The sequence below is a fragment of the Paenibacillus sp. FSL H8-0283 genome (assembly GCF_045040675.1).
Lineage (GTDB): Bacteria > Bacillota > Bacilli > Paenibacillales > Paenibacillaceae > Paenibacillus > Paenibacillus amylolyticus.
The window spans coordinates 1,738,999-1,763,609 of the sequence record NZ_CP150295.1; the positions used below are offsets into that span (position 1 = coordinate 1,738,999).

At 46.4% G+C, this 24,611-nt stretch carries 24 protein-coding genes and 2 pseudogenes; 12 read left to right on the top strand and 14 right to left on the bottom strand.

Annotated features, from left to right (window positions below; genetic code table 11):
• Window positions 1-111: 111 nt before the first annotated feature.
• Window positions 112-1,872: a sensor histidine kinase gene (locus MHI52_RS07765; protein WP_405158780.1), complete on the bottom strand. Its 1,761-nt coding sequence runs from the start codon at window positions 1,870-1,872 to the stop codon at window positions 112-114.
• On the bottom strand, window positions 1,869-2,630 hold the full coding sequence (locus MHI52_RS07770) for a response regulator transcription factor (protein WP_405158781.1): 762 nt from the start codon (window positions 2,628-2,630) through the stop codon (window positions 1,869-1,871). The genes MHI52_RS07765 and MHI52_RS07770 overlap by 4 nt, the downstream gene beginning before the upstream one ends.
• A 220-nt stretch (window positions 2,631-2,850) precedes the next feature.
• Between MHI52_RS07770 and MHI52_RS07775 the strand changes: the two genes are divergently transcribed.
• Window positions 2,851-3,951 carry a M23 family metallopeptidase gene (locus tag MHI52_RS07775; RefSeq protein ID WP_405158782.1) on the top strand — a complete coding sequence of 367 codons (1,101 nt, stop codon included), beginning with the start codon at window positions 2,851-2,853 and terminating at the stop codon, window positions 3,949-3,951.
• Between the two features lie 342 nt (window positions 3,952-4,293).
• Window positions 4,294-4,797: a GNAT family N-acetyltransferase gene (locus MHI52_RS07780; RefSeq protein ID WP_127544127.1), complete on the top strand. Its 504-nt coding sequence runs from the start codon at window positions 4,294-4,296 to the stop codon at window positions 4,795-4,797.
• A 116-nt stretch (window positions 4,798-4,913) separates the two neighbouring features.
• Here the strand turns inward: MHI52_RS07780 and MHI52_RS07785 are convergent, their stop codons facing one another.
• On the bottom strand, window positions 4,914-5,405 hold the full coding sequence (locus MHI52_RS07785; RefSeq protein ID WP_127544125.1) for a DinB family protein: 492 nt from the start codon (window positions 5,403-5,405) through the stop codon (window positions 4,914-4,916).
• Window positions 5,406-5,691: 286 nt separating this feature from the next.
• On the opposite strand from MHI52_RS07785, the gene MHI52_RS07790 reads away from it, so the two are divergent.
• The 10 genes and pseudogenes from MHI52_RS07790 to MHI52_RS07835 all read left to right on the top strand — a co-directional run bounded on the left by MHI52_RS07790 (window position 5,692) and on the right by MHI52_RS07835 (window position 15,877).
• The gene (locus MHI52_RS07790; protein WP_076251604.1) at window positions 5,692-6,111 is read left to right on the top strand and encodes a hypothetical protein; all 420 of its coding nucleotides are present in this window, start codon (window positions 5,692-5,694) and stop codon (window positions 6,109-6,111) included.
• Window positions 6,108-7,397, top strand: a complete 1,290-nt coding sequence (locus tag MHI52_RS07795; protein WP_036610695.1) for an ammonium transporter — start codon at window positions 6,108-6,110, stop codon at window positions 7,395-7,397. The genes MHI52_RS07790 and MHI52_RS07795 overlap by 4 nt, the downstream gene beginning before the upstream one ends.
• A 343-nt stretch (window positions 7,398-7,740) precedes the next feature.
• Window positions 7,741-8,682 (top strand): DUF1963 domain-containing protein, encoded by a 942-nt coding sequence (locus MHI52_RS07800; protein ID WP_036669159.1) that lies wholly within the window; start codon window positions 7,741-7,743, stop codon window positions 8,680-8,682.
• 394 nt (window positions 8,683-9,076) lie between these two features.
• Window positions 9,077-9,535 carry a DinB family protein gene (locus MHI52_RS07805; RefSeq protein WP_017689934.1) on the top strand — a complete coding sequence of 153 codons (459 nt, stop codon included), beginning with the start codon at window positions 9,077-9,079 and terminating at the stop codon, window positions 9,533-9,535.
• Window positions 9,536-9,642: 107 nt separating this feature from the next.
• Window positions 9,643-10,596, top strand: a complete 954-nt coding sequence (locus MHI52_RS07810; RefSeq protein ID WP_405158783.1) for an aminoglycoside phosphotransferase family protein — start codon at window positions 9,643-9,645, stop codon at window positions 10,594-10,596.
• 29 nt (window positions 10,597-10,625) lie between these two features.
• A complete protein-coding gene (locus MHI52_RS07815; RefSeq protein ID WP_026081203.1) occupies window positions 10,626-11,330 on the top strand; it encodes a response regulator transcription factor in 705 nt (234 codons plus the stop codon).
• Window positions 11,331-11,385: 55 nt separating this feature from the next.
• A complete protein-coding gene (locus MHI52_RS07820; protein ID WP_405158784.1) occupies window positions 11,386-12,519 on the top strand; it encodes a sensor histidine kinase in 1,134 nt (377 codons plus the stop codon).
• Window positions 12,520-12,618: 99 nt separating this feature from the next.
• Window positions 12,619-13,359, top strand: a complete 741-nt coding sequence (locus MHI52_RS07825) for a hypothetical protein (protein WP_405158785.1) — start codon at window positions 12,619-12,621, stop codon at window positions 13,357-13,359.
• Window positions 13,360-13,364: 5 nt separating this feature from the next.
• The gene (locus MHI52_RS07830) at window positions 13,365-15,221 is read left to right on the top strand and encodes a transglycosylase domain-containing protein (protein ID WP_405158786.1); all 1,857 of its coding nucleotides are present in this window, start codon (window positions 13,365-13,367) and stop codon (window positions 15,219-15,221) included.
• Window positions 15,222-15,331: 110 nt separating this feature from the next.
• Window positions 15,332-15,877 (top strand): annotated as a pseudogene (locus MHI52_RS07835) (DUF2569 domain-containing protein).
• A gap of 128 nt (window positions 15,878-16,005) precedes the next feature.
• Here MHI52_RS07835 and MHI52_RS07840 read toward each other — a convergent pair.
• From MHI52_RS07840 to speD, 11 genes and pseudogenes are all read right to left on the bottom strand, one after another.
• Window positions 16,006-16,464 (bottom strand): threonine/serine exporter family protein, encoded by a 459-nt coding sequence (locus MHI52_RS07840; RefSeq protein ID WP_036610676.1) that lies wholly within the window; start codon window positions 16,462-16,464, stop codon window positions 16,006-16,008.
• 18 nt (window positions 16,465-16,482) lie between these two features.
• On the bottom strand, window positions 16,483-17,244 hold the full coding sequence (locus tag MHI52_RS07845) for a threonine/serine exporter family protein (RefSeq protein WP_076327410.1): 762 nt from the start codon (window positions 17,242-17,244) through the stop codon (window positions 16,483-16,485).
• Between the two features lie 233 nt (window positions 17,245-17,477).
• Entirely contained in the window at window positions 17,478-17,783 is a 306-nt protein-coding gene (locus MHI52_RS07850; RefSeq protein ID WP_047842070.1) for a hypothetical protein, read from the bottom strand.
• A gap of 64 nt (window positions 17,784-17,847) precedes the next feature.
• A complete protein-coding gene (locus tag MHI52_RS07855) occupies window positions 17,848-18,891 on the bottom strand; it encodes a S66 peptidase family protein (protein ID WP_405158787.1) in 1,044 nt (347 codons plus the stop codon).
• 112 nt (window positions 18,892-19,003) lie between these two features.
• Window positions 19,004-20,323: a DUF4179 domain-containing protein gene (locus tag MHI52_RS07860; protein ID WP_340936591.1), complete on the bottom strand. Its 1,320-nt coding sequence runs from the start codon at window positions 20,321-20,323 to the stop codon at window positions 19,004-19,006.
• The gene (locus MHI52_RS07865) at window positions 20,320-20,835 is read right to left on the bottom strand and encodes a sigma-70 family RNA polymerase sigma factor (RefSeq protein ID WP_076327227.1); all 516 of its coding nucleotides are present in this window, start codon (window positions 20,833-20,835) and stop codon (window positions 20,320-20,322) included. The genes MHI52_RS07860 and MHI52_RS07865 overlap by 4 nt, the downstream gene beginning before the upstream one ends.
• Window positions 20,836-21,270: 435 nt before the next feature.
• Complete coding sequence (locus tag MHI52_RS07870; RefSeq protein WP_405158788.1) at window positions 21,271-21,798, bottom strand: ankyrin repeat domain-containing protein; 528 nt, start codon at window positions 21,796-21,798, stop codon at window positions 21,271-21,273.
• A 33-nt stretch (window positions 21,799-21,831) separates the two neighbouring features.
• Window positions 21,832-22,287 carry an NUDIX domain-containing protein gene (locus tag MHI52_RS07875; RefSeq protein ID WP_036669535.1) on the bottom strand — a complete coding sequence of 152 codons (456 nt, stop codon included), beginning with the start codon at window positions 22,285-22,287 and terminating at the stop codon, window positions 21,832-21,834.
• 159 nt (window positions 22,288-22,446) lie between these two features.
• Window positions 22,447-22,935, bottom strand: a pseudogene (locus MHI52_RS07880) (GNAT family N-acetyltransferase); the annotation flags it as partial.
• Window positions 22,936-23,083: 148 nt separating this feature from the next.
• Complete coding sequence (gene flgB / locus MHI52_RS07885) at window positions 23,084-23,494, bottom strand: flagellar basal body rod protein FlgB (protein ID WP_315371927.1); 411 nt, start codon at window positions 23,492-23,494, stop codon at window positions 23,084-23,086.
• Window positions 23,495-23,676: 182 nt separating this feature from the next.
• The gene (speD, locus tag MHI52_RS07890) at window positions 23,677-24,492 is read right to left on the bottom strand and encodes an adenosylmethionine decarboxylase (RefSeq protein ID WP_036610662.1); all 816 of its coding nucleotides are present in this window, start codon (window positions 24,490-24,492) and stop codon (window positions 23,677-23,679) included.
• Between the last annotated feature and the right edge of the window lie 119 nt (window positions 24,493-24,611).

Here is a 24,611-nt window from a genome sequence, read left to right on the forward strand (position 1 = left end):
AACTCATTCAAATTATTCTGAAATGTGTTGCATTCAATATTAATATATTGGAACAGGTGTTATTGAGTGTCGATTATATAGACTGAAAATGGAAAGGTCAAGCGGAACATTTTAATTGGTTTCGGACGGCCCATCCCATATTAAGCGAATGATCGTTCCTTCACCAGGGGTGGACTGTACCTCAATACGACCATTCATGGCTTCGATCAAACCTTTGGTTACCGCCATGCCCAGCCCTGATCCAACGTCCGATGTACCTGTATCTGTACCGCGATAGTATCGTTCAAATAACTTCCATACCATCTCGGAGTCCATGCCTCTTCCATTATCGGCAAACTGAATGCTGAATTCATCTGCCTGCTTACCAGAATGCACGCTGACAACCAGGATGGACTCGGCCGGATTATGAAGAAGGGCATTGGCAGTCAGATTATCCACAATTCGTTCAAACGACGGAATATGGACAAGTCCATACACAGGCACTTCGGAAGGTTGGAATAGGATGCGACCTTCTCCATATGCGGGATTCCGTTCAGCGCGCTGGATCAGATCACGGAGTAACGTATTTACGTCAGTCTCTTCCACCACAGGTTGATATCCTCCACTGCGTAATCGATAGGTCATGGCAAGGTCGTTGACAAGCCTGTCCATATACATGGACTTATCGAGCATTATGCCTGCGAATTCCCTGACTTCCTCCGCGGTCCAGCTATACTTATCCGCCTCAAGCATATGAGCATATCCCTGAATGGAGGAGAGGGGTGTCTTCAGGTCATGTGTTATGCCAGCAATCCACTCCTCCCGCAGAGAATCGGTCTGTTTCCGAAGTTCTTCATCTTGCTTCAAAGTATGGGACAGGGCCTGCATGGAGCGAAGCACTTCAGCATACACGTTGTATTTTCGCTTCCACTTTCCGTTACGACGCTGACTGCGAGGCACTCCAAAGGCTCCGGTAGGTTCCTCGTAATGTCCTCGTTCCAGACGCTGTAACCATTGGAGCATATGCAGCATGGGTGAACCGAATCGGTTGGCATACCAGAAGGCAAGCAAAATGAGCAGAATGATGATGGATACAATCAATACGACCAATGCCGGTTCCAGAATAAAATTGTAGGGGTTCTGATCACTGTTCACCGCCGGATCAACAGGGATGCTAATCAGCCAAGTGGTTTCACTCTGTTCGTCGTACCACGTTGCAACAGACAGGCCAGATCGACTCGGATAGCGAACTTGCAGAACGAGTTCCTGAATGGTGTATTCGGTCGGTACGCCCATGGCTGGTTTGTTGAAGGAAGAAATTTCACGTCCTGACGGGTCCAATATTTGAAGATAAGCATTGGCAGTACGAAGGGCCTCCTGTTGGTCGGGCTGAAGATTAAGCTTCCCGTTGGTAAAAGCAAGATCTGAACGAATGTTATTCATTAAGGACTTGGCCGGGTTACGCTCACCATATAACAAGGTAAAATCCTTTCCGTTCTTCTCCCGGATTAGCATGGCGATCTGATAAGGGAACGGCTTCTGGCTTTCCCAGTATGCAATCAATTCCCCCGGTTTATAGTGAGTAGGAACATCGGCGGGTGTGTGATATTCATCAATGGCGTTGCCTTGTTCGTCAAGAACTTGGAGCCAGCCTTGATTTTTATCCACTTGCTTTAGCAATTCGGGGTCATATCGGATGGTGTCATCCGGCATGATCTCTGCTGTACTAATCAATTGGTCCAGACCGTTAAGAGCAAAATCATCGATCAGATTCACTTCATTTACCTTTTGCACGACCCAGTAAGTGGCTACAGAACCAAGCAGGATGATAAGAACGACTGCACCGGCAAGCATCCCGATAAACCGGGTCATTAACCTGCGACGAATACTCATGGGCGTGACACATGTTCCGGCTGAATCAGTTTGTACCCCAGACCCCGGACGTTAACAAGAAACACCGGATTGGAAGGATCGGCTTCAATGCGCTCCCGAATGCGGTGAATATGAACCATCACGGTATTGTCATCACTAATGGCTTCCGAGCCCCAGACCCGCTCATATAGATCTGATTTGGTAAAAATTCGATTGGGATGTTTGCAGAAAAAGAGTAACAGTTGGAACACAAGTGCCGGACAAGATACGGACTCACCTTCAACACGAAGTTCACCAGCCCACTCCAGCACTTGAAACCGTCCAAAGTCGTACACGCCTTCCGATGTGCTGGGAGATGACGTATTTACGTTAGATGGGACATGATCCGAGATCGCTGCGCTTTTAGATGGTAAATAACGCTTCAGTAATGATTTAATTCGAGCAACGACTTCCAGCGGATTAAAGGGTTTGGCGACATAATCGTCACCACCAACGGCGAATCCGGTTAATTTGTCATAATCGGTTGTTTTGGCCGTTAGAAACAGGATGGGCGCATCGGTGACCTGCCGTAGAAAAGGACAGATTTCCAGTCCACTTTTGCCAGGAAGCATGATGTCGAGCACGATGCAATGATACGTCTTGTTGTTGCATGCCTGGATGGCAGCTTCGCCTGTTGTAACGGTATCAATATCGAGAAACTGCTCTTTGAGCAGAACGGTTTTGAGCATATGCAGAATAGCCTGTTCATCATCCACAAGCAGTAATGAGACGTTATCCATAGTTTAAAAATGACCTCCTGATCCTTCCGTTGTGTGTATTGCTAATCATACCATCCAAGAAGGCTGTATAGCGTACGAGCTATCTTAACGGAATCTTAATTATACAACCTCAAAAGGCGTTGCAAGTTTAACTACATGTAAGATGGGGTTAGACGAAGGATAAGACTCATTCTGTACACTTAACTGGAAAGTATAACGATTAACTGAAGGGATGTTGAGAATGAACAGAGAAGGTCATCTGAAATCAGAACAACAAACACATTCAAAATTACAGAATAGTAAAGGCTGGAAGGTGCTTGCGATTACCCTTGGAGCTTGCGTGATATTGTCTGCTTGCGGCAACAGTAACTCCATTACTTCCGACCAGGCAGAGCAGCAGTCATCCGAACAGGCGTCCAATAATGAAGCGAGCGAGAACTCCAATCAGGAGCAAAACTCAAGTTCAGAGGTGAGCGCGGTGGTTACACCGGACAATTTCATAGATACGCTGATGAACGGTTCAAAGGATGCAATCTATAATCAATTCTCTCCCGAATTGAAGGGGACGTTAACGCTTGAACAGTTCAAAACGACGGCCGATCCTTTTTTGGAGGGTGTTGAATCATGGGAGCAAGTGGTAGACGCCAAAATGAATCAAATATCTGAGGTGGCCTGGAAGGATCAGACTGGGACGAAAGGAATTCGAGCCTATTTTTCCGAAGAAAATCAAATTGAAGGTCTCTCGATCCAACCGCTACAAGCTCATGAGGACACGGATGCCAAATTCACCAAAACGGAATTTCAATTGCCGATGAAGGGGGAATGGTACGTATTCTGGGGAGGCAATGATGCCTTGTCAAACTATCATTATGAGCACGAAACGCAGCGTTATGCACTGGATATCGTTCGGACCAAAGAACAATCCAGTTATCAAGGTGATGCAACGGCAAACGAAAACTACTATGCTTTTGGTGAACCACTTTATGCAGCTGCCGATGGTACTGTCGTCGAGATCAAGAACGATATACCGGACAATGTGCCGGGTGTCATGAATCCGGAAGAACCGGCCGGTAACTATGTGGTGATCGACCATGGCAACAGTGAATACAGCATCACAGGACACATCAAGGAAGGCAGTGTTTCGGTCAAAAAAGGAGATAAGCTCAAGCAGGGAGACCCTATCGGTGAGCTTGGTAATTCGGGAAATTCCAGTGAAGCTCATCTGCATTTCCAGGTATCGAATGGCCCGGATCTGTTCACATCTCGCTCAATTAACATTCGTTGGGCAGACCAGAGTCAGCAGTTCACTCGTGGGAACACAATTCAGGGACTTCCAGAGTAATGCTATATATAAGTTAAAGCATTGAATTTACACTGGACTACTACGCGGTCAGAACCATCTTCCGATCGCTGTTATCCCCAGATTTTATTGATTCCCTTATATAAAGGGGCAAATCCGGGGATAAAGGCGCAGTGTATGCTTCCGAAGTAGCTTTCTTGCAGAAAGCTTTTAGCTTCGCTTCTTCTGATTGGTTCTGTCCTCTCCTCTCCGTTGTCGTGTAAATGTTTACTTAAACATTTACAGATTTCTCTGTCAGAATGTTAGGGATGACGAAGACTTCTCTTCTCCGTTATAATATCTTCTATAATTAGAGGTTTGATCTGGAATGATGGAGGAATAGCGATGAAACTGGAAGATGTGCAGATTGAATATGCGCGCCTGGAGGACTTGCCGAGGATTGTGGAGATTTATAATTCTACTATTGAGGGCCGTATGGCAACAGCGGATTTGGAGCCAGTGACGGTGGAGCAACGTTTGCCTTGGTTCGAGGAACATACACGGGAACATCGTCCGCTTTGGGTGATGAAGCAGGCAGGACAGGTGGTAGCTTGGGCGAGTCTCAGCTCGTTCTATGGACGTCCTGCGTATAATGGAACGGTGGAAGTCAGTGTATACGTGGATCAGCAATGCCGCGGAATTGGGGCTGGTGGACGTTTGCTCGAAACGGTATTTGCAGCATGTCCTGCACTTGGAATTAAGACCATTCTTGGATTTGTCTTCGGGCATAACGAACCGAGTCTGGGGTTATTGCGCAAGCATGGTTTTGAACAGTGGGGATATTATCCCGAAGTGGCCGTGTTGGATGGTGTGAATAGAGATCTGGCGATTTTGGGCAAAAAAATATAAGTGTCGTTCTTATTCGTAACATAAGAACACTGAAAACCTCCAACCTAAATTAATAGGATTGGAGGTTTTTTTGTCGTTCGACTATATTCTATGCTATGTGAAAGTCTAGGTTGTGCTTACACGCCAAGCTGCTTTTTAATCTCTTGAATCTGTCCCAGATGACGTTCCTCATGATAACTTGTAAAGTCAATCCATTGGGTAAGATCCATCTCACCAAATACGGGATGAGGAAAGGACTTGCTGCGCAGCAGGTCAGGATCATGATCCAATGCAAAGTTGTTTAACGCTTGGTGAGATTCGTCCAGATCACTGCGGACGTCTGCAAGTGCTTCAGGCGCTGCTGGAGGCTGAAGATGGGGTGGTGCCTCGACGGAGCGGCTGCGGTCCAACGATAATTCATATGGTTTTTTGTCCACAGACACCGTCTGTTCCTTCTCGAGGGCCAGGCGGGCTTGTTTTCCAATAACATTTTCCATCAGATTCAGATGTCGTAGTACTTGCATAATACTCCATTGCTCGGGTGAAGGTTTTCGGTTCAATTGTTCTTCTTCGAGTCCAGAGACTGCTTCCCAGATTTGGTTGCGTATATTGTCATTACGAGTAAACATTGTGGAATCCTCTCCTTATATACAGGTTCTATGATGCGGGTAGTCTGTGTATGTTCATTACCCCAAATGTGGATGCTTATTCTATAAGCATTGAGAATGGAAAGAGTGAATGCGAACCTGGGCAACATTATCCTTTGTTAGATGTAATTCGTGGCAAATAAAAAAAGCCGTTCTCCATGAACGGTTCATTTAAATCCATCCCAAGTCCAAAAAAAGATTGACGGGCTGACCCCGGCAAACTATAATCGGTACAAGTAACTTGATATGTAAGGAGTCCTGACATGATATGTTAGTAATCGACGAGGTGTATCACCATACAGCATTGCAAATATCATCGTCCGATTTATTGTACCTTATCGAACGGCTGAAGGTCAAAAAAGAAAATGAGATCCAAACGCTCAAGCAGAAGATCGAACAGTTCGAACAAAAGCGTCGAGCGGAAGAGATCGCTTATCAATCGTTGTCGCCCGTACGCAAATGGTTCGCGGGCCGCCCCGCATCCCATCATCAGGCGGTGGAGTATATGGTGCAGGTGAAGGAACGTTTTCGCAAGATGGAACAGATTCGCAGACGCATACGTGAATTAGATCAGATCTCAGAACGAATTAAGCATCCGGACAGCATTGAGCGGGACGAGATTGAGCTTGCGCCCGATACAATCCGTGAGCTCAGACAGCTTAGTGAAACGGAGGATGTACAAGCATGACTTTGGAGACGTTAAGCACCGGGATTGATACGGTCTGGGTCGTACTGAGTGCAGCGATGATTTTATTGATGGAGGGTGGATTCGCCCTGCTCGAGGCTGGCTTTGTGCGTTATAAAAATAGTGTGAACATTATTATGAAGGTTTTTGCTGACATTACGATTGGGACGTTACTGTTCTATGCGATCGGTTTTGGACTGATGTATGGTTCGGACGTTGGCGGTTTTGCGGGAGTAACGGGATTTTTCCTGAATGGGGATTTGTCTCACCTGGACGTGCCGGTATCTCTGGAGACATTCTGGTTGTTCCAGGCGGCCTTTACCATTGCCGTTATTTCCATCGTTTCGGGAGCGGTGGCCGAGCGGATCAACTTCCGTGCTTATCTTTTGTATATCATATTGATGACGGCGATCATTTATCCGATTGGTGGACACTGGGCATGGGGCGGCGGCTGGCTTAGTCAGCTGGGGATGCAGGACTTTGCCGGTTCGGCTGTCATCCATGCGCTCGGCGGATTCTCAGCACTGGCTGCTGCGATTATCATTGGCCCGCGTAAAGGGAAGTACACGCCACTTGGCGTAAGTGCCATTGCACTCCCAAGCAATCTGCCACTGGCATCTGTAGGTGCATTTCTGTTATGGTTCGGTTGGTTTGGCTTTAATGCTGGTAGTACACTCAGCGCGACGGATGTAAGAATTGGTCACATTGCGATTGTCACGATGTTATCTGCGGCTTCGGGTGGTGCGGTTACGTTGCTGTATACGTTATTCCGCTTCAATCGTTCAGATGCACCCTCGGTCATTAACGGTTCGCTTGCTGGACTGGTCGGTATTACGGCAGGCTGTGCTTTTGTTGGTGATGTAGCAGCGATATTCATTGGGGCAGTATCCGGCTTGTTGATGATGGCTGCCACTAACTGGCTGGACCGTCGACAGATTGATGATCCGGTTGGTGCTTTCCCGGTGCATGCCGCATCAGGAATGTGGGGCACGATTGCTGTAGGTCTGTTTGCCACGGATGGTGGATTATTTATGGGCGGCGGCTGGAGGTTGCTGGGTGTTCAGGCACTTGGCCTTACAGCCTTGGTCATCTGGGGATTCGCCATGACCTGGATCGGGTTAAAGTTGATTGGCAAAATTGTGCCTGTACGTTCGACAGAAGAAGAGGAAGATCTGGGTCTGGATATCAGTTATCATGGTGTGATGGCAGCCCATCAGGCCCATGAATTCCTGGACGGTGAGGAGCATATGCGTGCTTACCAGGAAAAGTCTTCTGATCCAAATCGTTAAATGGAATATAGGATAAAGAAGTAGACTGACAGGGGATGTCAGTCTCTTTTTTCTATATAAATTGAACTACACATATTTACACGAGAACGTAGAGGACAGGAAGAACCTGAAGAAGCGAAGCGTTCGCCTTTATCCCCGGATTTTTACCTTTGCAAAGGTGAATCTAAAAAATTCTGGGGATAACAGCGATCGGAAGGTTGTTCTGTCATCGGAGTGGTAAGTGTAAAATAATCTTAAGTTCAATTTATACAGAAGCAGGGAAAGACGTCCGGGCGGAAGAATATACAGGTGTGAACCTGAATATGTCTCAGCATAGGTGTATTGTCAAAAGGGGAGGATCTATATGATTAAGCCAGAACAATGTGAACGTCTGACCAGAAAAGCCCGTAAAACACTTGAGGAATATGGTTTGGGAGTTGCTGCCGATCTGCTGTTGTCCTCAAGCCGCTGGGGAATTCGCCTGGATGTATCCACACTGGACGAATATCGCAGAACAGGAAACTCACGTGTGGGTGGACATCCGGATTTGCCAAGTCGCATGGAATGGCCCGTAACACAAGAAGGAGTTCCAATGACTTTCCTGGCCCAACTGAACCTGGTGGATTTGTCGCCGTATACGCCGAATGATGGGCGCGGGACTTTGCCTGAACGTGGAATGTTATACTTTTTCGTTGGCAAGGATGAATCTGCTTGTCCCATTGAACATCGTGTGATTTTTGAGCCAAGTTCTCATAACCTCATAAGGCGAGAGCCTGAAGGTGATACCGCGCTGGATGGAGCACCGTTTGTTGCACATTCGGTGACTGTGCTGCCTAATCTTGAGTTTCCTACATATGCATATATTGACGCCAACGCGCTGAATGAGCTCTCGCCTTCTCTGCTTGAGACCGATGAGGCCGAAGCGGAAGTGAGTCTGTATGACCGTTACCTTGAATTCGAGTCGAGTTGGAATCATCCAAGTACGCTGAATTGGGGTGGTATGTTTGGATATCCTGACGGGCAGCATCCGGATGCCGAGCATCGTGCCTTGTTACAGATCGCACTGGGAGAAGAGTACGATTATAATGAGCAGGAGTGTGAGAAGAAGCTGACCAAACATTACGGCGGTGATGAGGATCGGACATGGCAGGAACTATCCGATACGCTACTGCTGTTGAAGATAGATACACATGATGCTATTGGTTTCCAATGGTGGGATTGCGGGGAACTGCAATTTTTCATTCGCAAGTCTGACTTGGAGGCTGGACGATTCGAGCAAACGTATTGTTCGTTATACTCAAGTTGAGCAAAGATTTGAAAACAAATAGGCAACAAAATGTCCTGAATCCCGTCTATATGAAGGAGGAAGGACTTTTTTTGTTCGTAGATTGTTATATAAATTGAACTAAAGAATATTTACACTGCACACTCCGATGACAGAACAACCTTCCGATCGCTGTTATCCCCAGATTTTTTTGATTCCTCTTATAAAGGGGAAATCCGGGGATAGCGTATGCTTCCGATGTAGCTTTCTTGCAGAAAGCTTGTAGCTCCGCTTCTTCAGGTCCTTTCTGTCTTCTCCGTTTTGTGTAAATGTTTTGTTCAATTTATATAGATTTGGGGTATATATTAAGGAGGGATATCTTGGTTGATAACCGATCATATGTTCTGTATAATGGGATAAAAAGGAAGTGTAACTGTTGATTCAATCTGCGTTTAAACATATTGACGTGGCTGTAACATCTTTAATCGATATATGTGATCAGCTGTCGGAAGAAGACTTGGCTTTGACACCAATTGAAGGTAAACGACCTGTTGGAGAATTACTAGCCCATCTGTCTGTGATCTGCCGAGCGGATGTTTATATTTCCGAAGGTGCATCGGAGGAAGAGATGGCTCAATTCTATGCAGAGAATCAGGTGCATTCGCTCCGTGAGATCAAGCAGGCTCTGATTGATAACCAGATGTATCTATACCAACGGTACAGGCAGTTTAACACGGAAGAGTTATTACATGTGACGGATTCGTACTGGGGAGCTTCCTATAGTCGGCTGGAGTGGTTACTTGAGATTATGGGGCATGTATATCATCACAGAGGACAATTGTATACGATGCTGACCCTGACGGGCAAAGAACCCGAATCAGTACTTTTTAAATAGAAACGGATAGAATACATATAAGCATGTTATAGGAAATATCATGGGTTAAAGTGGGAATAGACCGACGATACTACACGCCATACGTGAAATAACGGAGGATTCGGGACGTGGAACAACACGATACATGGAATGCATCGATGGACAATACGTTGATTGACAGGTTAAAACAGATTCCTGAACTTGGTCAGGCCACGCGGATTGAACCTGTTATGAAGGGTTATTCAGCAGATACTAAATTCAAAATGTTTGTCCCTGGTCAAGGCCATGTGCTGGTGAGGGTGTATGATATTGCTGAGGAATGGATGAAGCAAAGGGAATATCAATATTTGCAGAGCATGCAACAATTAGGTGTACTGTGTCCAGCAACGTTGGGCACAGGTAGATTGGATGAGAAGAACGGATATATGATTCTTAGCTACATTGAAGGCGAAGATGCTTCTGAGAGATTGCCTCAGCTGAATGAACAGCAGCAGTGGGCGGTTGGTTTGGAAGCAGGAGCGCAGCTACAGCTGATTCACCAGTTGCCGATGGAGGAACAGATCGAATCATGGTACATTCGCAAGAGCACCAAGCATCAACGTTACGTGGAGCGCTATAAACAGTGCCCTATTGTGATGAAAGAGGATCATGTTATTCTAACGTTTATTGCAGACCATCTCGGTTGGATGAAAAATCGTCCAGATGGATTTCAGCATGATGACTTTCACCCGAGCAATCGTGTCGTTAAGCAGGATAAACTCGTAGGAGTGATTGATTTTAATCGTTATGATCAAGGTGATCCCATTCATGAATTTTTGAAGCTGGGTTTGTTTGCTTCGGAGATCAGTATTCCATATTCCATAGGTCAAATTCAAGGCTATTTCGATGGCAATGAACCGGATGAGTTATTCTGGAGATTGTATTCACTGTATACGGCTATGGCGCTGGTGTCTTCTGTAGTGTGGATTCAGCAGGTGAAGCCTGAAGAGACGCTTGAGATGATGGCCAAGATCGAGCGTGTCCGTGAAGATCACGATGATTTTCGCAGTTTCATCCCTCGGTGGTATACTTTGAACAGGTAAGGAATTATGGAAGGGAAAGGAATAATGCCGTGGCACAGCCAGCAACCATTCTGCTTGTGGATGATGAGCAGGAGATTATTAAACTGATGGAAATTTATTTTGGCAACGAGGGTTATCGGATTCTCACCGCGAATGATGGGCTTGAAGCACTGGAACAATTGAAAAAAGAGTCGATCGATCTCATTATTCTGGATGTCATGATGCCAAATATGGACGGAATCGAAGCTTGTATGAAAATTCGGGAAGAGCAGAAAATGCCGATTATTATGCTATCCGCCAAAAGTATGGATATGGATAAAATCACAGGGCTAAGCATCGGTGCCGATGATTATGTGACAAAGCCGTTTAACCCGCTTGAACTTGTCGCACGGGCGAAATCCCAGCTGCGCAGGTATCATACCTTCAATGAAGGTCGGGAGAACAAAGAGCACGAGTGGGTTATTGATGATCTGGTCATAAATACCGATACACATGAAGTTTGGGTGGATGAGCAGCCGGTTCGTCTGACTCCGCGTGAATTTGCTGTTCTTGAATTACTGGCTCGTCACCAAGGTTCAGTACTTAGTATGGAACAGATCTATCGTCAAGTCTGGAAAGAAGAATTCATGGAGTCGAATAATACAGTCATGGTACATATTCGCAAGATTCGTGAGAAGATTGAACTCGACAGCAAACACCCCAAGTTTATTCAGACCGTATGGGGTGTTGGTTATAAGATGATCAAACCGCAATAAACATGTACATTCACAGGATGTCGTGTAACATGAACACATTCAGGGAGTTCCTACTATGAATTCAAAGTTGATTAATACAGTCCGATGGAAATTTATCTATGCATTTCTGCTGAGCGGTATATTAACTGCAGTTATTTTGTACGGGGGTAGTAAGGTGGGGCAGACCATCCTGGAAGCTCAGACGTATCCGGATTATTCCATTCCAGCCCAAGGGATCAGGTGGTTGGTGAATAATATCGGTTCGGTGCCTTTGATGATTGTGGTAGGCGTGCTTGGTTTTGTGCTGTTTTTTTTCCTGTTCTCACGCAAGGTGATGCGGGTCCTGGATGAAATTACGGCGGGGATTCAGGAGGTTGCCAAAGGAGAGTTATCCCATCGCATCGAAGTGAAAACCTCGGATGAATTCGGAGTGGTTGCTACAAGCATTAATCAGATGGCTGAACAATTGCAGTTATCGCTTCAGGAAGAGCGTAATGCAGTTGCTGCCAAAAACGATCTGATTACGGGGATATCACATGATCTGAGAACACCACTCACTTCTATTCTGGGATTTCTGGAGTACATCGAGAAGGATCGCTACCAAGATGAGATTGAGATGCGTTATTACGTTAGCATTGCCTATGAGAAATCCTTGACCCTTCGCAAGTTAATTGATGACTTGTTCGAATATACGCGTGTGAGTGGCGGGAGCCTTCCGTTATCTCTGCAAGCGTTGAACCTGAATTCGTTTCTGATGCAGCTGGCTGAAGAGTTTGCTCCCATGCTGGAGGATGCTGGCATGACCTACAAGATCATCGGCGGGCAAGACCCACTATGGATACAGGCTGCTCCGGGGGAGCTTGTAAGAGCATATGAGAATCTGTTCAGCAATGCCATTCGGTATGGTTCGCAAGGTAAACTAATGGAGATTGGGCTGGCCCTTGAAGGTAAAGAGGCTGTAGTCCGCATCAGTAATTATGGTGATCCGATTCCGGCACAAGATCTGCCGCATCTATTTGATCGATTCTATCGGGTAGATAAATCCCGTTCCCGCGATACGGGAGGTACCGGTCTCGGCCTGGCGATTGCTAAATCGATGATTGAATTACATCGAGGAAGTATCGTTGCTTACAGTGAAAATGGCAGAACGGATTTTGTTTCCCGTTTCCCTGTAACCGCTGCTTCACCAAGTACTTACTCAGAGGAATAATAATTAAGAATTTGGTAAGAAGTTAACCACTATCTCATTAAGAAATATTCGGTATTCTACCTCTATTACCATATTATTGTATAGAGGAGGATACCGAATATGAAGTCTCAATTTAGTACAGTAAGACTAAGATACATATACATTGGAGGAGCAAGCGCGTTACTGAGCGCAGCGCTCCTTTTTGTCGTTTATCACGTGCTACGGTTTGCCCACAATCACATCCTTCCAGATGCAGCATGGATAACGCGTATGATGAACTGGGGAATCAATCATATCGGAACAAAGCCGCTCTTTATCTTCATTGGAGGAGCCATGTTTGCGATCTTTTTCTGGATTCGATCCCAGAAGATTGCGGAAGATCTCAGTCAACTTGCACGCGGAACAGCCGAACTTGCATTGGGCCACAATCCTGGAAGAATTGATGTTCTAAGTGGTGGTGAACTACGACAAATTGCTGCCAATCTGAATGTAATTACGTTACTCCTGCATGAGGAAGGGCTGAGCAGATCAGAACCGAAACATGAGAGAAGAGAGGTAGAGGGAGCGTTTATTCAGCATGAGCAACCCGGCCTTCAGCAACATAATGAAGAAGACAAGGAGAACACTCAAACTATTTCTACACAGGTTGACCTACCGATAAAACTTACTCTCTACGGTATTCAATCTTCTCTGGATGAGATTATCCAAGGGCGGTGTCAGGACGAGATGGAAGTTCAGCATTGGGTCAAGTTGGCGTATGAACAGACATTGCTGCTTCATCATGCTCTGGAGATTACACAACGAGATAGACAGGAACACGAAGTTTCAATTGAACGGGTACACAAGGAGCCTGAATGTTGAAACACGTGAGCAAGCGATGGATGTATTACGTTTTTGATGCCACAGTGGTTGTAGTTTTGATATTGACCCTTTTCTATCTCTATCTGATTACTTATGGCGAAGGAATGCTTCGTAATCGTCCAGAGGCCATGCAGGTGGCCTCTTCAACCATTATTACGAATGCAGAGGGGACCGAAATTTCGAGGTTGCATACGCAGACCAAAGGGTATTCCGAATATGCTGAACTGAACGCTATGCCAGTTTTATTAAAGATGGCTTTTTTGGCTACAGAAGATCGACGTTTCTACAACCATGATGGACTGGATTTCATCGGACTCGGTAGGGCCATTGTGCAAGACATTATACATATGAATCTGAGTCAGGGAGGAAGCTCCATTACGCAGCAACTGGCAAGAAATCTGTATTTGAATGGGGATAAAACGTTGAGTCGAAAGGTGAATGAGATATCGATTGCGATGGCCCTGGAGAAGAAGTATAGCAAGGATGAAATTCTGGAAATGTATCTGAATCAGATCTACATGGGACGCCAGCAGTATGGTGTAAAAGCGGCAGCCTGGCGGTATTTCGGAATTAAGGATATGCACCAATTGAAACTATGGCAGATTGCTACATTAGCTGGAATGCCCAAAGGTCCATCCATATACAATCCAGTAGATCATCCTGAACTTTCCAAACAAAGACGCGCCGTTATCCTTGGACTAATGCATGAACAGGGACTCATTACACGAAAGCAGATGCTCCAAGCCCGTGACGTCGATTTCACGCCGCCTGAAACCGTATTGAATGCAACAACTTCACCGGGCTTGAGCGAGCCCGCATATGTGTCTGCCGTGGATGCTGTGATTCAGGAGGCTTCTCGGCTCACAGGTAAAAGTGAAGCAGAGATTCAATCGGCAGGTTGGGTTATTCAAACTGGGCTAGACGAACAGGCACAACTGGCGATGGAAGAAACATTTGCAGACGCTACCCGATTCCCCGATGATCGCCAAGACGAGCAGGTCCAGGCAAGTATGGTTATTATCGACCAGCACAACGGTGAAGTGAAAGCGATGATGGGTGGACGTAATCCTTTAAAAGGGGGCATCAACCGGGCGATTATGGATGCAAGGCAGCCAGGTTCATCTTTTAAACCGATTATTGCATATGGCCCTGCGTTGGAGTCGGGGAAGTTCAAGCCAGAGAGCATACTACCGGATAAACGCATGCAATATGGCAGCTATCAACCTTCCAATCTCGGTGGGCGTTACAGTGGATCAATAGCCATGTCCCAAGCCTTGCAAAAGTCCATCAATGCACCAGCCGTATGGCTGCTTCATGAGACAGGTCTGAACGATGCACATCAATTTGCGGCACGACTCGGTATTGAGCTGGGGAAAGAGGATATGAATCTGTCGATTGCTCTGGGCGGTGTGCATCAGGGAGTGTCGCCAATGAAGATGGCGCAGGCCTATACGGTGTTTGCGAATCATGGCAAATTGAATACAGCCCATCTGATACGCGAGATTACAGATTCACAAGGACGGACAATATTTGCTCATAAGTCGGAAAATAAGCAGGTAATCTCCTCCAGCACGGCGAATGCCATGACCAGAATGCTGCAAAATGTAGTCAGTCAGGGAACAGGAAGCCGGGCACAACTCGGTCAGCACAAGGTAGCAGGGAAAACGGGAACAACACAGGTTGGATTACCTGGTGTGGGAAGAGAGGCCAATCGGGATCTATGGTTTGTGGGCTATACGAGCAACTGGACTGCGGCGGTCTGGATGGGATTTGATCATACGGATGCAAAACATTATATGAAGTCAGGAAGTGGTGTTGCAGCGGAGTTGTTCGCAACAGTGATGAGACGTGCTACCCAATAGAATGCAAGAGAGAGGCCTTAGTCCAGATGGTTCTTTCCTTCTCTTGGATAACACAGAATATAGCTTCTAGTGTATAATATGTGTCTTATCTATCGTAAACGGAGGCTGAAATGAACTATAAATATAGGAACTCGGAACTGGATACAAGCTCGCTGCAGCCTAAAAGTGGTATCAGACCGGAACGGCCTGGCATCTCCGGATTAGGCGGATGGCTTATATTAATTCAGATTGGCCTGTGGGTCACACTGGTGCTTCTTATTGCGGATATGTCGCAGGTAAATGTCATTATGGATCCGGTGAGATGGGAGGGTGTCCGTGGTGTTGATCCGGAACTTTATACTGAAGGGATACGCCCGCTCCTTTGGTTCGGAGTCATAAGCAGCGTCATGTTACTATTGCTCGTTATCGTGAATCTCGTACTGCTGCATAAGAAAAAAAGGCAATTTCCGCGCATGATGATTATTCTGTACATTGCAAATGTATTCATTGGAGTCGTGACATAGATCTTGATCGCACGAATTGAGATTCCGAGAGAGCAACATGTGCTCGATCCAACATCAGCATTTAATTTGACGATACGATCCATTCTGACATGTTGTATCTTTATCCCGTATTTTCTAAAGTCGGTACGTGTGAAAAATACGTTTGTTAAGTAAATAGAATATTGATTGATCTGCTACTCTATAATGCTCTATAAAAAGCGATACGTAAGGCCCGTAGGTATACAAGATTTTATCCTGTATGCTAACGGGCCTTACGTGTGCTGAATATGTGAAAAGAACGATTATTTCGATGATGATTTTGCCCGAAGTGAGGCGGGAATTCGGCGTATCATCTGGTTTAATACCTCGGATAACACAAGGCCTACGGCAATAGCGCCGGATAACATGAGTGCCTTGGCGGCCATCTCCATAGCGGCACTGTAGTCATTTTGCACAAAACTTCGCATCGCATTATACGCCAGTCCACCAGGAACCAGAGGGATAATGCCTGCGACGCTAAAGATGATAACGGGTGCGCGAAACATGCGAGAGAATACCTGGCTGATGACACCTACGGCTATGGTCGCTGCAAGTGTAGCAGGAACCGCATCCGCTGCATATTCAAGCACGATATAGATAATCCAGCCGATCATGCCGACAAATCCACCGTGGAGCAGCATGCGCCGTGGTGCGTTGAAGATGATCCCAAACGCGGCTGAGGCGACAAAACTGGTCAAGGCTTGTTCAATAAAATGGAGCATATCCTGCATTCCTCCGTCTTACATAAAAAGTGAAAATACAACTGCAATGCCAGTACCTATAGCAAAAGCAGTCAGAAATGCCTCGGCTCCCTTGGATAATCCGGATACGAGATGCCCGGCCATCAGGTCACGTACTGCATTGGTAATCAGCAACCCCGGAACCAGCGGCATAACCGAACCAATGATGATTTTGTCCCGTTCATGACCTACTCCCATATAGATCAGGAGAAAAGCGAGTAAGCCAATGACAAAGGATGCCGTAAGCTCGGCAAAAAATTTGACCCGCACCAACCTGTGAAAGGCAATAACGGCTGCATAACCTATGCCCCCGCAGATTAACGCCGGAAGAAAGTCCCTCCAGCCCCCGCCAAACATAATGGTAAAACAACCACTGGATAACGCTGCGGCCGTAAGCTGCACAGCCGTTGAATAGGAGGAGGGCTTTCCTTCGATCTGTATCAACAAATCATGGGCTTCCTGAGCGGATAGCTCACCTTGTCCGATGCGACGGGAGACCGCATTCACCTCGGACACCTTGTCCAGATCCGTCGTACGCTCGGAGATACGAATGAGCTTGGCAGGTTCGGTTGCATCAACAGAGAAGAAGATGCCTGTCGGAACAACGTAACTGTGCGAATGGGGTAAGCCCAGCGCAGCTGCCATACGTTTCATCGTATCTTCCACACGGTAGGTTTCACCACCGCTTTGCAGCATGATTTTGCCTGCGAGCAGACAGATTGCAATCACGCGTGATTGTTCAGTAGGATTGCTGCCAATCATACCCGTCTCGGCTTGTGATACGGGTGATGAATCATGACGTATGTATTCCAACCGGATCAAGCTCCGTTTCATATGAGATATGGGGTGGTGCGACACCATTGTATCATATTTCACACGCTCGCAAGGAATCATACCGCACCATCGCCAAGACGATAAAAAAGCCTCGTTCCCAAGACTTGAAGATCTCAGGAGCGAAGCATCTTGGAACAGGTTCGGATATAAAGGCGCAATACCTACATCAACAGTGTGATAACCAACAATTCATACAGCACAAGCGGCAAAATCGTTGGTCCAAACAAGGCGCGCGGTTCAGGATATCCATGCATCGGGGTAACCTGGAGATACAAAATTCCCCGGTCTGCACTGATGATGACACCTTCCCACACTTGCCCATCGATATTCTGGACTTGTACCTTCTTGCCTACATGCTGCCGGGCTGTATGATGAAGCATATTCCGCACACTTTGCACGGATTGAAGCATCGGTTGATTGGCTTGATACACGACACGTGTGGATGGCGTGGATGTGGATTCAGACATGATGCACAACCCTTCCTCAAAATAAGTTCTTACTTCAAGGTATGCATCTGCCTATAAAAGGTGATTACACAAACGCCATCTCAAGGCTCCCGCGTCCATTTTCATAAGCGACTTTGCCTAATGCTCCATTCACAAAGGTAAGCTGGGGTGGAACATGGCCGAGATCCACATCGTACAGTACAGGGACATCCAGATCCCCAAGTGCAGAGGATAGGGCATCGGTGAAATTAAAATCCGCTGTATCGGAATACCCCGCAGGTCGGCCGAACATGAAGCCTTTCACGCCTGCAAACCAGCCAGCCTGTTTCATCTGCCACAGATGACGGTAGATATCCCCCGCATTCATCTCACAGCTCTCCAGATACCAGATGGTACCTTCGACTGCACAGTATTGCTCCAGATAGGATGCAACAGGTGCATATGGCGTGCCAATCAGACTGGAGATCGTATCCATACAGCCACCGATCAGCCGACCGGAGAACGACACAGCGGTATCTGCATCTTCCGAGTGGCTGAGCTGTTTCCATTGCGAAGGTGTATCCAGGTTAAATCCAGGCAATTCCGGTTTCCATGCCGATTGATAATGTGTAGAAGACGATTGTGTGATCTGTCCGCCGTATTTGGTCTGTAACACATCAATCCAGCGGGCAGTCACGGGATCGAGGGCATTTGATCTTAGATCAACATAGTTGGTGCCATGTGCGGATGCTGTTCCGGTGATCAGGGTATAGGCGAACAGGAACGTACTTATATCCGAATATCCCATGACCCATTTGGGCGGTAATGTTCTCAAAGCTTCCCAATCCAGCAGGGGGAGGATATCCATCAGAAATTCCCCGCCCCATGGAGGGATAATGGCTTGAATATTTGGATTGCGGAAAAATTCATTCATCTCTGCAGCGCGTTCCTCTTTGGAGGCACTCACACATTTGATGTTGTGGCGGAGCGATGGGCTTTCCAGCACGTCAAAACCAAGGCGCTCCATATTGCGTTTGCTCTCCTCAAGATAATGGTATAGGGATTCGCATACACCGCTGGAGGGGGCTGCCACACCGATCATGTCCCCTTGCGCGAGTGGTTGCGGATAACGGATAGAACGATTATTCATTGTGGAAACACCCTTTCCTGTGAACATATCGATTTAAATGCAGCTGTTTAATATTTTCATTATAGTGCATGGCAACGTCGAGTGGCTTGCAATTATGGCGGTTAGATTTTCTTTAGGGAGTCACAGGAATTTCAATAGAGAACGGTGCACGAATTTGATCAGGGTAAGAAAATATTTCCATTGTCAGATTTCCTTTGGCTGCGGCTCCATCTTTAATGACAACTCTTGCTTCAAAGACGGAAGGGCTCCAGCCTACTTCATTAATGTCGAAAGGGTTTCCTTTACTGTCCTCAATATTGGTAAATGATAGCCCCGAAGTAGCATTTTGAGCATCTGCAATTGAAAACTCGAGGATCAGATTTTTGCCCTGGACCGTGCTTTGCAGCAATTTCAAACTGGATGGGCCACCTTGTATTTCACCTGAAGAGGGATCGATGCTGATAACCAGTTCTTCCTTATCCACTGCTGAAAGGCCAGACCCTTGCAGAGTCAGTTTTTTCGGAGTGGAGAAGTACATGCTTTCGAAAAAGACGGAACTTCCAGAGCCTGAGATAGAAGATGAATCTGTTCGCCATGCTCGGCCTTGCTCATCTACCAAGTGCAGATCACGAATGTTAAAGATTGTTTTGGTATTGTTCCGATCATATTCGATATCAAGTACAAGACGAGTGGGATACAGAATGGCCTGTTTCACATGGATACGCTGCCCGTCCACGGTCATTGTTTGATTTACGGGAATGATTTTTTTCATCCCTTTTGTTAAGCTGTGATCCACGGGGAAGGTGACCTTCCACTTATTATTCGGTTCCTTACCTCGTTCCTTAAATACAACGGTCAGCTCTTGTGGAGGTAAAGATTCTGTGAATGAGATATCGATTTTATCCTCATAAATTCCACTTTCTGAAGCTGGATTTAGAGAGGAATAGCTAAACGCAACAGGTAACTTTTTACCGTTCTCATCCAGCAAATCAATGTCATAGTTGAATTTCTCGGGATCTTTCATACCTTTCATCGTGTAAAAAATAACCATACGTGACTCGTCTGTGATAATGCCTTCAACGGTCAAGGAAGTACCATCATGCTCGTCGGTGACACCGACCTGCTGTAAGAGGGACTTATCGATGGCCATCATTAATCCTTTGTCCTGGCGAATCATACTCACAATGCCCTCCATTCCGGGCAATTGCTCCACGAAGGATGCAAAAGCGGGAGAGACACGGATACATCCGGTAAACAGCAGGATGAAGGCCGCTGCCGAGATGGAACTCATGTACCAGCGCAGCCGGGACTTTCGCTTACGGGCAGCCTGGCGGATTCCGGACTGCACAGCCTGATAGGCGGCAGAATCGGGCACAGGCATGGTTTCGTATTCCGTCTTTCGAGCATTCAGACGTTCTTCCAATGTGTCGAATGAGTTTTGTTCATCCGTCATGAGGATACATCTCCCTTCGTTTCAAGTTGATCACGGAGCTGTCCGAGTGCCCGATGTAATCGGGATTTTACGGTTCCGGTCGGGATTTCGAGAATATCGGCAACTTCAGTTAAGGAGAAACCTTCGAAATAACTCAGGATAATAATCTGTTTGCAATCCCGGTCAAGGGTGGATACGGCCGCAGCAAGATCGGGGTCCGCAGGACGATCCCAGCTGCTGGATTCATGAATCTCGGTGACGGGACTGAACCGACTTTTGCGTTTGCGTTCGTCCGCACAGTAGTTGAGCAGAATGCGGATGAGCCAAGTGCCAAAGTAGGATGGTTCTTTTAATTTTTTGAGTTTACGGAACGCCCTGAACGTTGATTCCTGAATCGCTTCGAGCGCATCACCTTCGTTATGCAGGTAGGCATAGGCGATACGGTACAGTTGGCTCTGATGTAATTCCATTAAGGCTGCAAAAGCCTCGGCATCCCCTTTTTGTGCGGCTATGGTGAGCTGAGTAGGGGTCACATGGCTCCTCCTTTCATGATATGTTGAGTATTAGACCGTGTAAGGTATCAAACGGTTCTTATTTTCTAAAAAAATATAATGTATCGGGATTTCTATAGAGGTTGAACGAAGTATTTACATGAGAACGTAGAGGACAGAAATAACGTGAAGAAGCGGAGCTAAAAGCTTTCTGAAAGAAAGCTCCTTCGGAAGCATACACTTCGCCTTTATCGCCAGATTTTCACCTTTGTAAAAGTGAATTAAAAAATCTGGGGATAACAGCGATCGGAGGGTTGTTCTGTCATCGGAGTGGCAAGTGTAAATATTCTTTAGCTCAACTTATATAGCCTCTCGATAGAGGTATGTAATCGAACAACAAATAACCGTCAGACCTTCTCTTTGTACTCCAAAAAGAGTCCTGACGGTTATTCGCGTATTACTCACGTTATCTAATCATTATTGCTGATGCGCTGTAACGGTTGCTCGCAGACATGAAGCTGTAGACGTGTTACCACGTTCAAGTGAAATCTCCAGTGCGGTCTGGCCTGCTGAGTTTAGCGCGTTTGGATCAGCTCCATGCTGAAGTAACATCTCGATAAGTTCGATCTGATCCGTATGAAATGCAGCGGAGTGCAACGTATATTGTCCATCGCTGTCCAGAATATTCTTGGATGCCCCATGTTCGAGTAAAAGTTGGATAACTTCTGGTGAACGTTCTCCGGCAAGTGCGGCATGCAGTGCAGTATTGGACGGAATAAAGGAAATCTTGGAATGAGAAAGGGCGTTAACATCCGCTCCATGCTCCAGAAGAAGACGAACTACTCCTGCTTGTCCATAATGAGAGGCATATCCCAGCGGAGTTAACCCATCCTGATTTTCAGTATTGGTGAGTTCCGGGTGAGAAGCGAGCAATAAGTGCAGGTTGGCCACATCTCCAGACTGTGCAGCCTGAAATAGTTGATTAATTTGTTCTGCATGATTCATAAGGAATACCTCCATCTGATGAGATATTAGAATTTACAGGGATTCATTATACAGCTTCTTCACAGCTTCCAGCCCAGGTACCGCAAAGCAGGCGAGTGGAGAGGGCAAATCATTCAAAGGGAACCAGCCGATCTCACCGATGGCTCCGCCTTCTTCCAGATTACGAGCATGACCGCCAATCACCTTGGTGGAATAGAGCACGGATATCCAATGTTCCTTCTGTTGTGGCTGGATCGTCTCCGCCGTGCAGAGCAGACTGTCAATGGCGATATCCAGATTCACTTCCTCCTTGATTTCACGGATGACGGCAGTTTCGAGTGATTCATAGGGATCGACTTTCCCGCCAGGAATACTCCAGGTGTGCTGCTCGGGCTGACGATTCCGCCAGGCGAGAAGCACTTCGCCCCGTTCATTCAGGATGACCGCACCTACGCCGATGCGAGGTGAAATTTCAGATTCACCTTTTGGAACAGAACTTAATTCCGACATTGACAGCGAAGCTTGTTCGTTCCCATTAGGTTGTGAAAAACCACCCGCTACCATATCCCCAGATTCAGGAGTACGAGTAGACTGGAATGACAAGGGAAGCCCAGCCTGGGCGGACCATTCTTCAGCAAGGATACTCATCGAGATCAGGTCATAATGCATGCCATCCCGCAAAACTGCTGAACGCTGGCGACCCTCTTCCCGGAATCCGGCTTTTAGGTACGCACGTCTCGCGGCTTCATTGTATTCGATGACTTCCAGTGCAATCCGGTTCAGGTTCAACTCGTGGAAGCCGTATCGAAGAATCAGAGCCAGAGCGTCGCTTCCGTAACCTTTACCTCGATCATTCTCTTCGCCGATACCAATGGCCAGACGAGCCGACCGATTGTTCCATTCAATTCGGTAGAGGGCTGTGAATCCAATGAATCGGTTACCCTCCAGTGTACGTAATGCAAATTCAAATCCGTTGTCTCGCCGGACAGACGAAGAACCCGTTTCATCCGGCGTTAACGGGATCGCGATATCGGTATCCATGTTGCGCAAATATTCATAATCATCTGTGAAGCGGGAGAGACGCATGCAATCTTCCGGGCATGGGGCCGCTAATCTGACTTTGGAACCTTGAAAACCATTTAAATGACGTGGAGACATGTTGCACCTCTTTTGTTCGATATGAAATCAATCGTTTCTCCCCATTATACTACGAACAGGAGAGGATACCGAAAAATGGCACCAAACGAGCTACACTCAGGGAAAAACAACAAAAAAAAGCAGCCGTTTCGGGCTGCTTGTACATTCATTATTTCAGATCATTCAATAAATTCTTCATTTTTTTGTAATGTCCACTGACCCGATCAACCATGTAGTTATACATGAGCTGATTCTCCGAAAGATTCGCCATTTCCTTGTCAATGTCAACGTTATTGTTGTTATTGTTCATGGCTGTTTCGTTGTTCTCGACAATTCGGTACTGTACGATGGAAGAATTGGGATCACTGACAGGGAAGTGTTTGTTATGAGTCCGCTTCATGGCGAGCTGATCTGTTTTGCCATTTTCAACGATACGTCGCAACTCTTCCTGAAATTCTACCGTTTTCTTTTTGTAGTTGGGTGTGTCTGCATTGGCAATGTTGTTGGTGATGGCATTGTGTTGTGCAGTCAGTGCTTGTAACAGTGATTCGTTACGTCTTGTCGTATTCGTTTCGATCACGGGCTCAGTCTCCTTCACTGTAGATTGTACAGTTACTTCTATAATAAGAAATAAAGTTGCACACTGTCAACAAAACAAAGAAAAAGACAAGCACATGCCGGAGGTCCCCGATAAGAAGAACCCTGCCTTCATGAAATCTTGTCTTAGCCCTTGCCCTTATGGATCAGCGTTGAACAACCTCTTTAAGAGGGACGATTAATATTTTTGCCGTAATATATCTCGTCCATCTCCAGCTTCAGCCACTCCGTAATCTCCTGTTGTTCCTTCTTGCTGAGCTTATCCTTGGTGTACCCAAACAGATAATTGTCGAGATCGAATTCCCTCAATTTACATTTGGTGTGAAAAATATTCTCCTGATAGACGTTCACGTCAATCATGTCAAAGCTGCTCTTGATCTCATCCGGAATATAATTCTGAATCGAGCCGATCTCATGGTCAATGAACAGCTTGCGTCCGCTCGTATCCCGCGTAAAACCACGCACCCTGTAATCCATCGTCATAATGTCCGTATCAAAGGAGTGGATCAGATAATTCAGCGCCTTAAGCGGTGAGATCTCACCGCAGGTGGAGACATCAATGTCCGCACGGAAGGTACTGATACCTTCACTAGGATGAAACTCAGGGTAGGTGTGCACAGTGATATGGCTTTTATCCAGCTGCATGACAACGTTATCGGGCAGAGGGCCGGGAGATTCATCGAGTGATTCTTCAGGGATCTCCACAATCGGACCTTCCGAGACAAGCATCGTAACACTCGCACCTTGAGGCACGTAATCCTGCTGAGCGACATTCAGCACGTGGGCTCCGATGATATCAGAGACGTTGTTCAGAATTTTGCTCAGCCGGGCGGCGTTATACTGTTCATCAATATATTCAATGTAAGCTTCACGTTCATCTTTGGTTTTGGTATAACAGATATCGTACATATTAAAGCTGAGCGACTTGGTCAGGTTGTTAAATCCATGCAGTTGAATGCGCTGCTCTGGCGTAATTGTCATGGTTGCAGTTCCCCTTATCCCATACGACATATCATCGCAGTTATAATACTACTTATACCCAACCTGCCTCGAAAAAAAACATATGTACGTCATTCGAAATACGATTTTCCTCTGATCAC

Excerpts from the sequence above, each read along its gene's own strand:
- MHI52_RS07765 (WP_405158780.1), bottom strand. The coding sequence starts at position 1,872 with ATGAGTATTCGTCGCAGGTTAATGACCCGGTTTATCGGGATGCTTGCC.
- MHI52_RS07770 (WP_405158781.1), bottom strand. The coding sequence starts at position 2,630 with ATGGATAACGTCTCATTACTGCTTGTGGATGATGAACAGGCTATTCTG.
- MHI52_RS07775 (WP_405158782.1), top strand. The coding sequence starts at position 2,851 with ATGAACAGAGAAGGTCATCTGAAATCAGAACAACAAACACATTCAAAA.
- MHI52_RS07780 (WP_127544127.1), top strand. The coding sequence starts at position 4,294 with ATGAAACTGGAAGATGTGCAGATTGAATATGCGCGCCTGGAGGACTTG.
- MHI52_RS07785 (WP_127544125.1), bottom strand. The coding sequence starts at position 5,405 with ATGTTTACTCGTAATGACAATATACGCAACCAAATCTGGGAAGCAGTC.
- MHI52_RS07790 (WP_076251604.1), top strand. The coding sequence starts at position 5,692 with ATGTTAGTAATCGACGAGGTGTATCACCATACAGCATTGCAAATATCA.
- MHI52_RS07795 (WP_036610695.1), top strand. The coding sequence starts at position 6,108 with ATGACTTTGGAGACGTTAAGCACCGGGATTGATACGGTCTGGGTCGTA.
- MHI52_RS07800 (WP_036669159.1), top strand. The coding sequence starts at position 7,741 with ATGATTAAGCCAGAACAATGTGAACGTCTGACCAGAAAAGCCCGTAAA.
- MHI52_RS07820 (WP_405158784.1), top strand. The coding sequence starts at position 11,386 with ATGAATTCAAAGTTGATTAATACAGTCCGATGGAAATTTATCTATGCA.
- MHI52_RS07825 (WP_405158785.1), top strand. The coding sequence starts at position 12,619 with ATGAAGTCTCAATTTAGTACAGTAAGACTAAGATACATATACATTGGA.
- MHI52_RS07840 (WP_036610676.1), bottom strand. The coding sequence starts at position 16,464 with ATGCTCCATTTTATTGAACAAGCCTTGACCAGTTTTGTCGCCTCAGCC.
- MHI52_RS07845 (WP_076327410.1), bottom strand. The coding sequence starts at position 17,244 with ATGATTGGCAGCAATCCTACTGAACAATCACGCGTGATTGCAATCTGT.
- MHI52_RS07850 (WP_047842070.1), bottom strand. The coding sequence starts at position 17,783 with ATGTCTGAATCCACATCCACGCCATCCACACGTGTCGTGTATCAAGCC.
- MHI52_RS07855 (WP_405158787.1), bottom strand. The coding sequence starts at position 18,891 with ATGAATAATCGTTCTATCCGTTATCCGCAACCACTCGCGCAAGGGGAC.
- MHI52_RS07860 (WP_340936591.1), bottom strand. The coding sequence starts at position 20,323 with ATGACGGATGAACAAAACTCATTCGACACATTGGAAGAACGTCTGAAT.
- MHI52_RS07870 (WP_405158788.1), bottom strand. The coding sequence starts at position 21,798 with ATGAATCATGCAGAACAAATTAATCAACTATTTCAGGCTGCACAGTCT.
- MHI52_RS07875 (WP_036669535.1), bottom strand. The coding sequence starts at position 22,287 with ATGTCGGAATTAAGTTCTGTTCCAAAAGGTGAATCTGAAATTTCACCT.
- speD (WP_036610662.1), bottom strand. The coding sequence starts at position 24,492 with ATGACAATTACGCCAGAGCAGCGCATTCAACTGCATGGATTTAACAAC.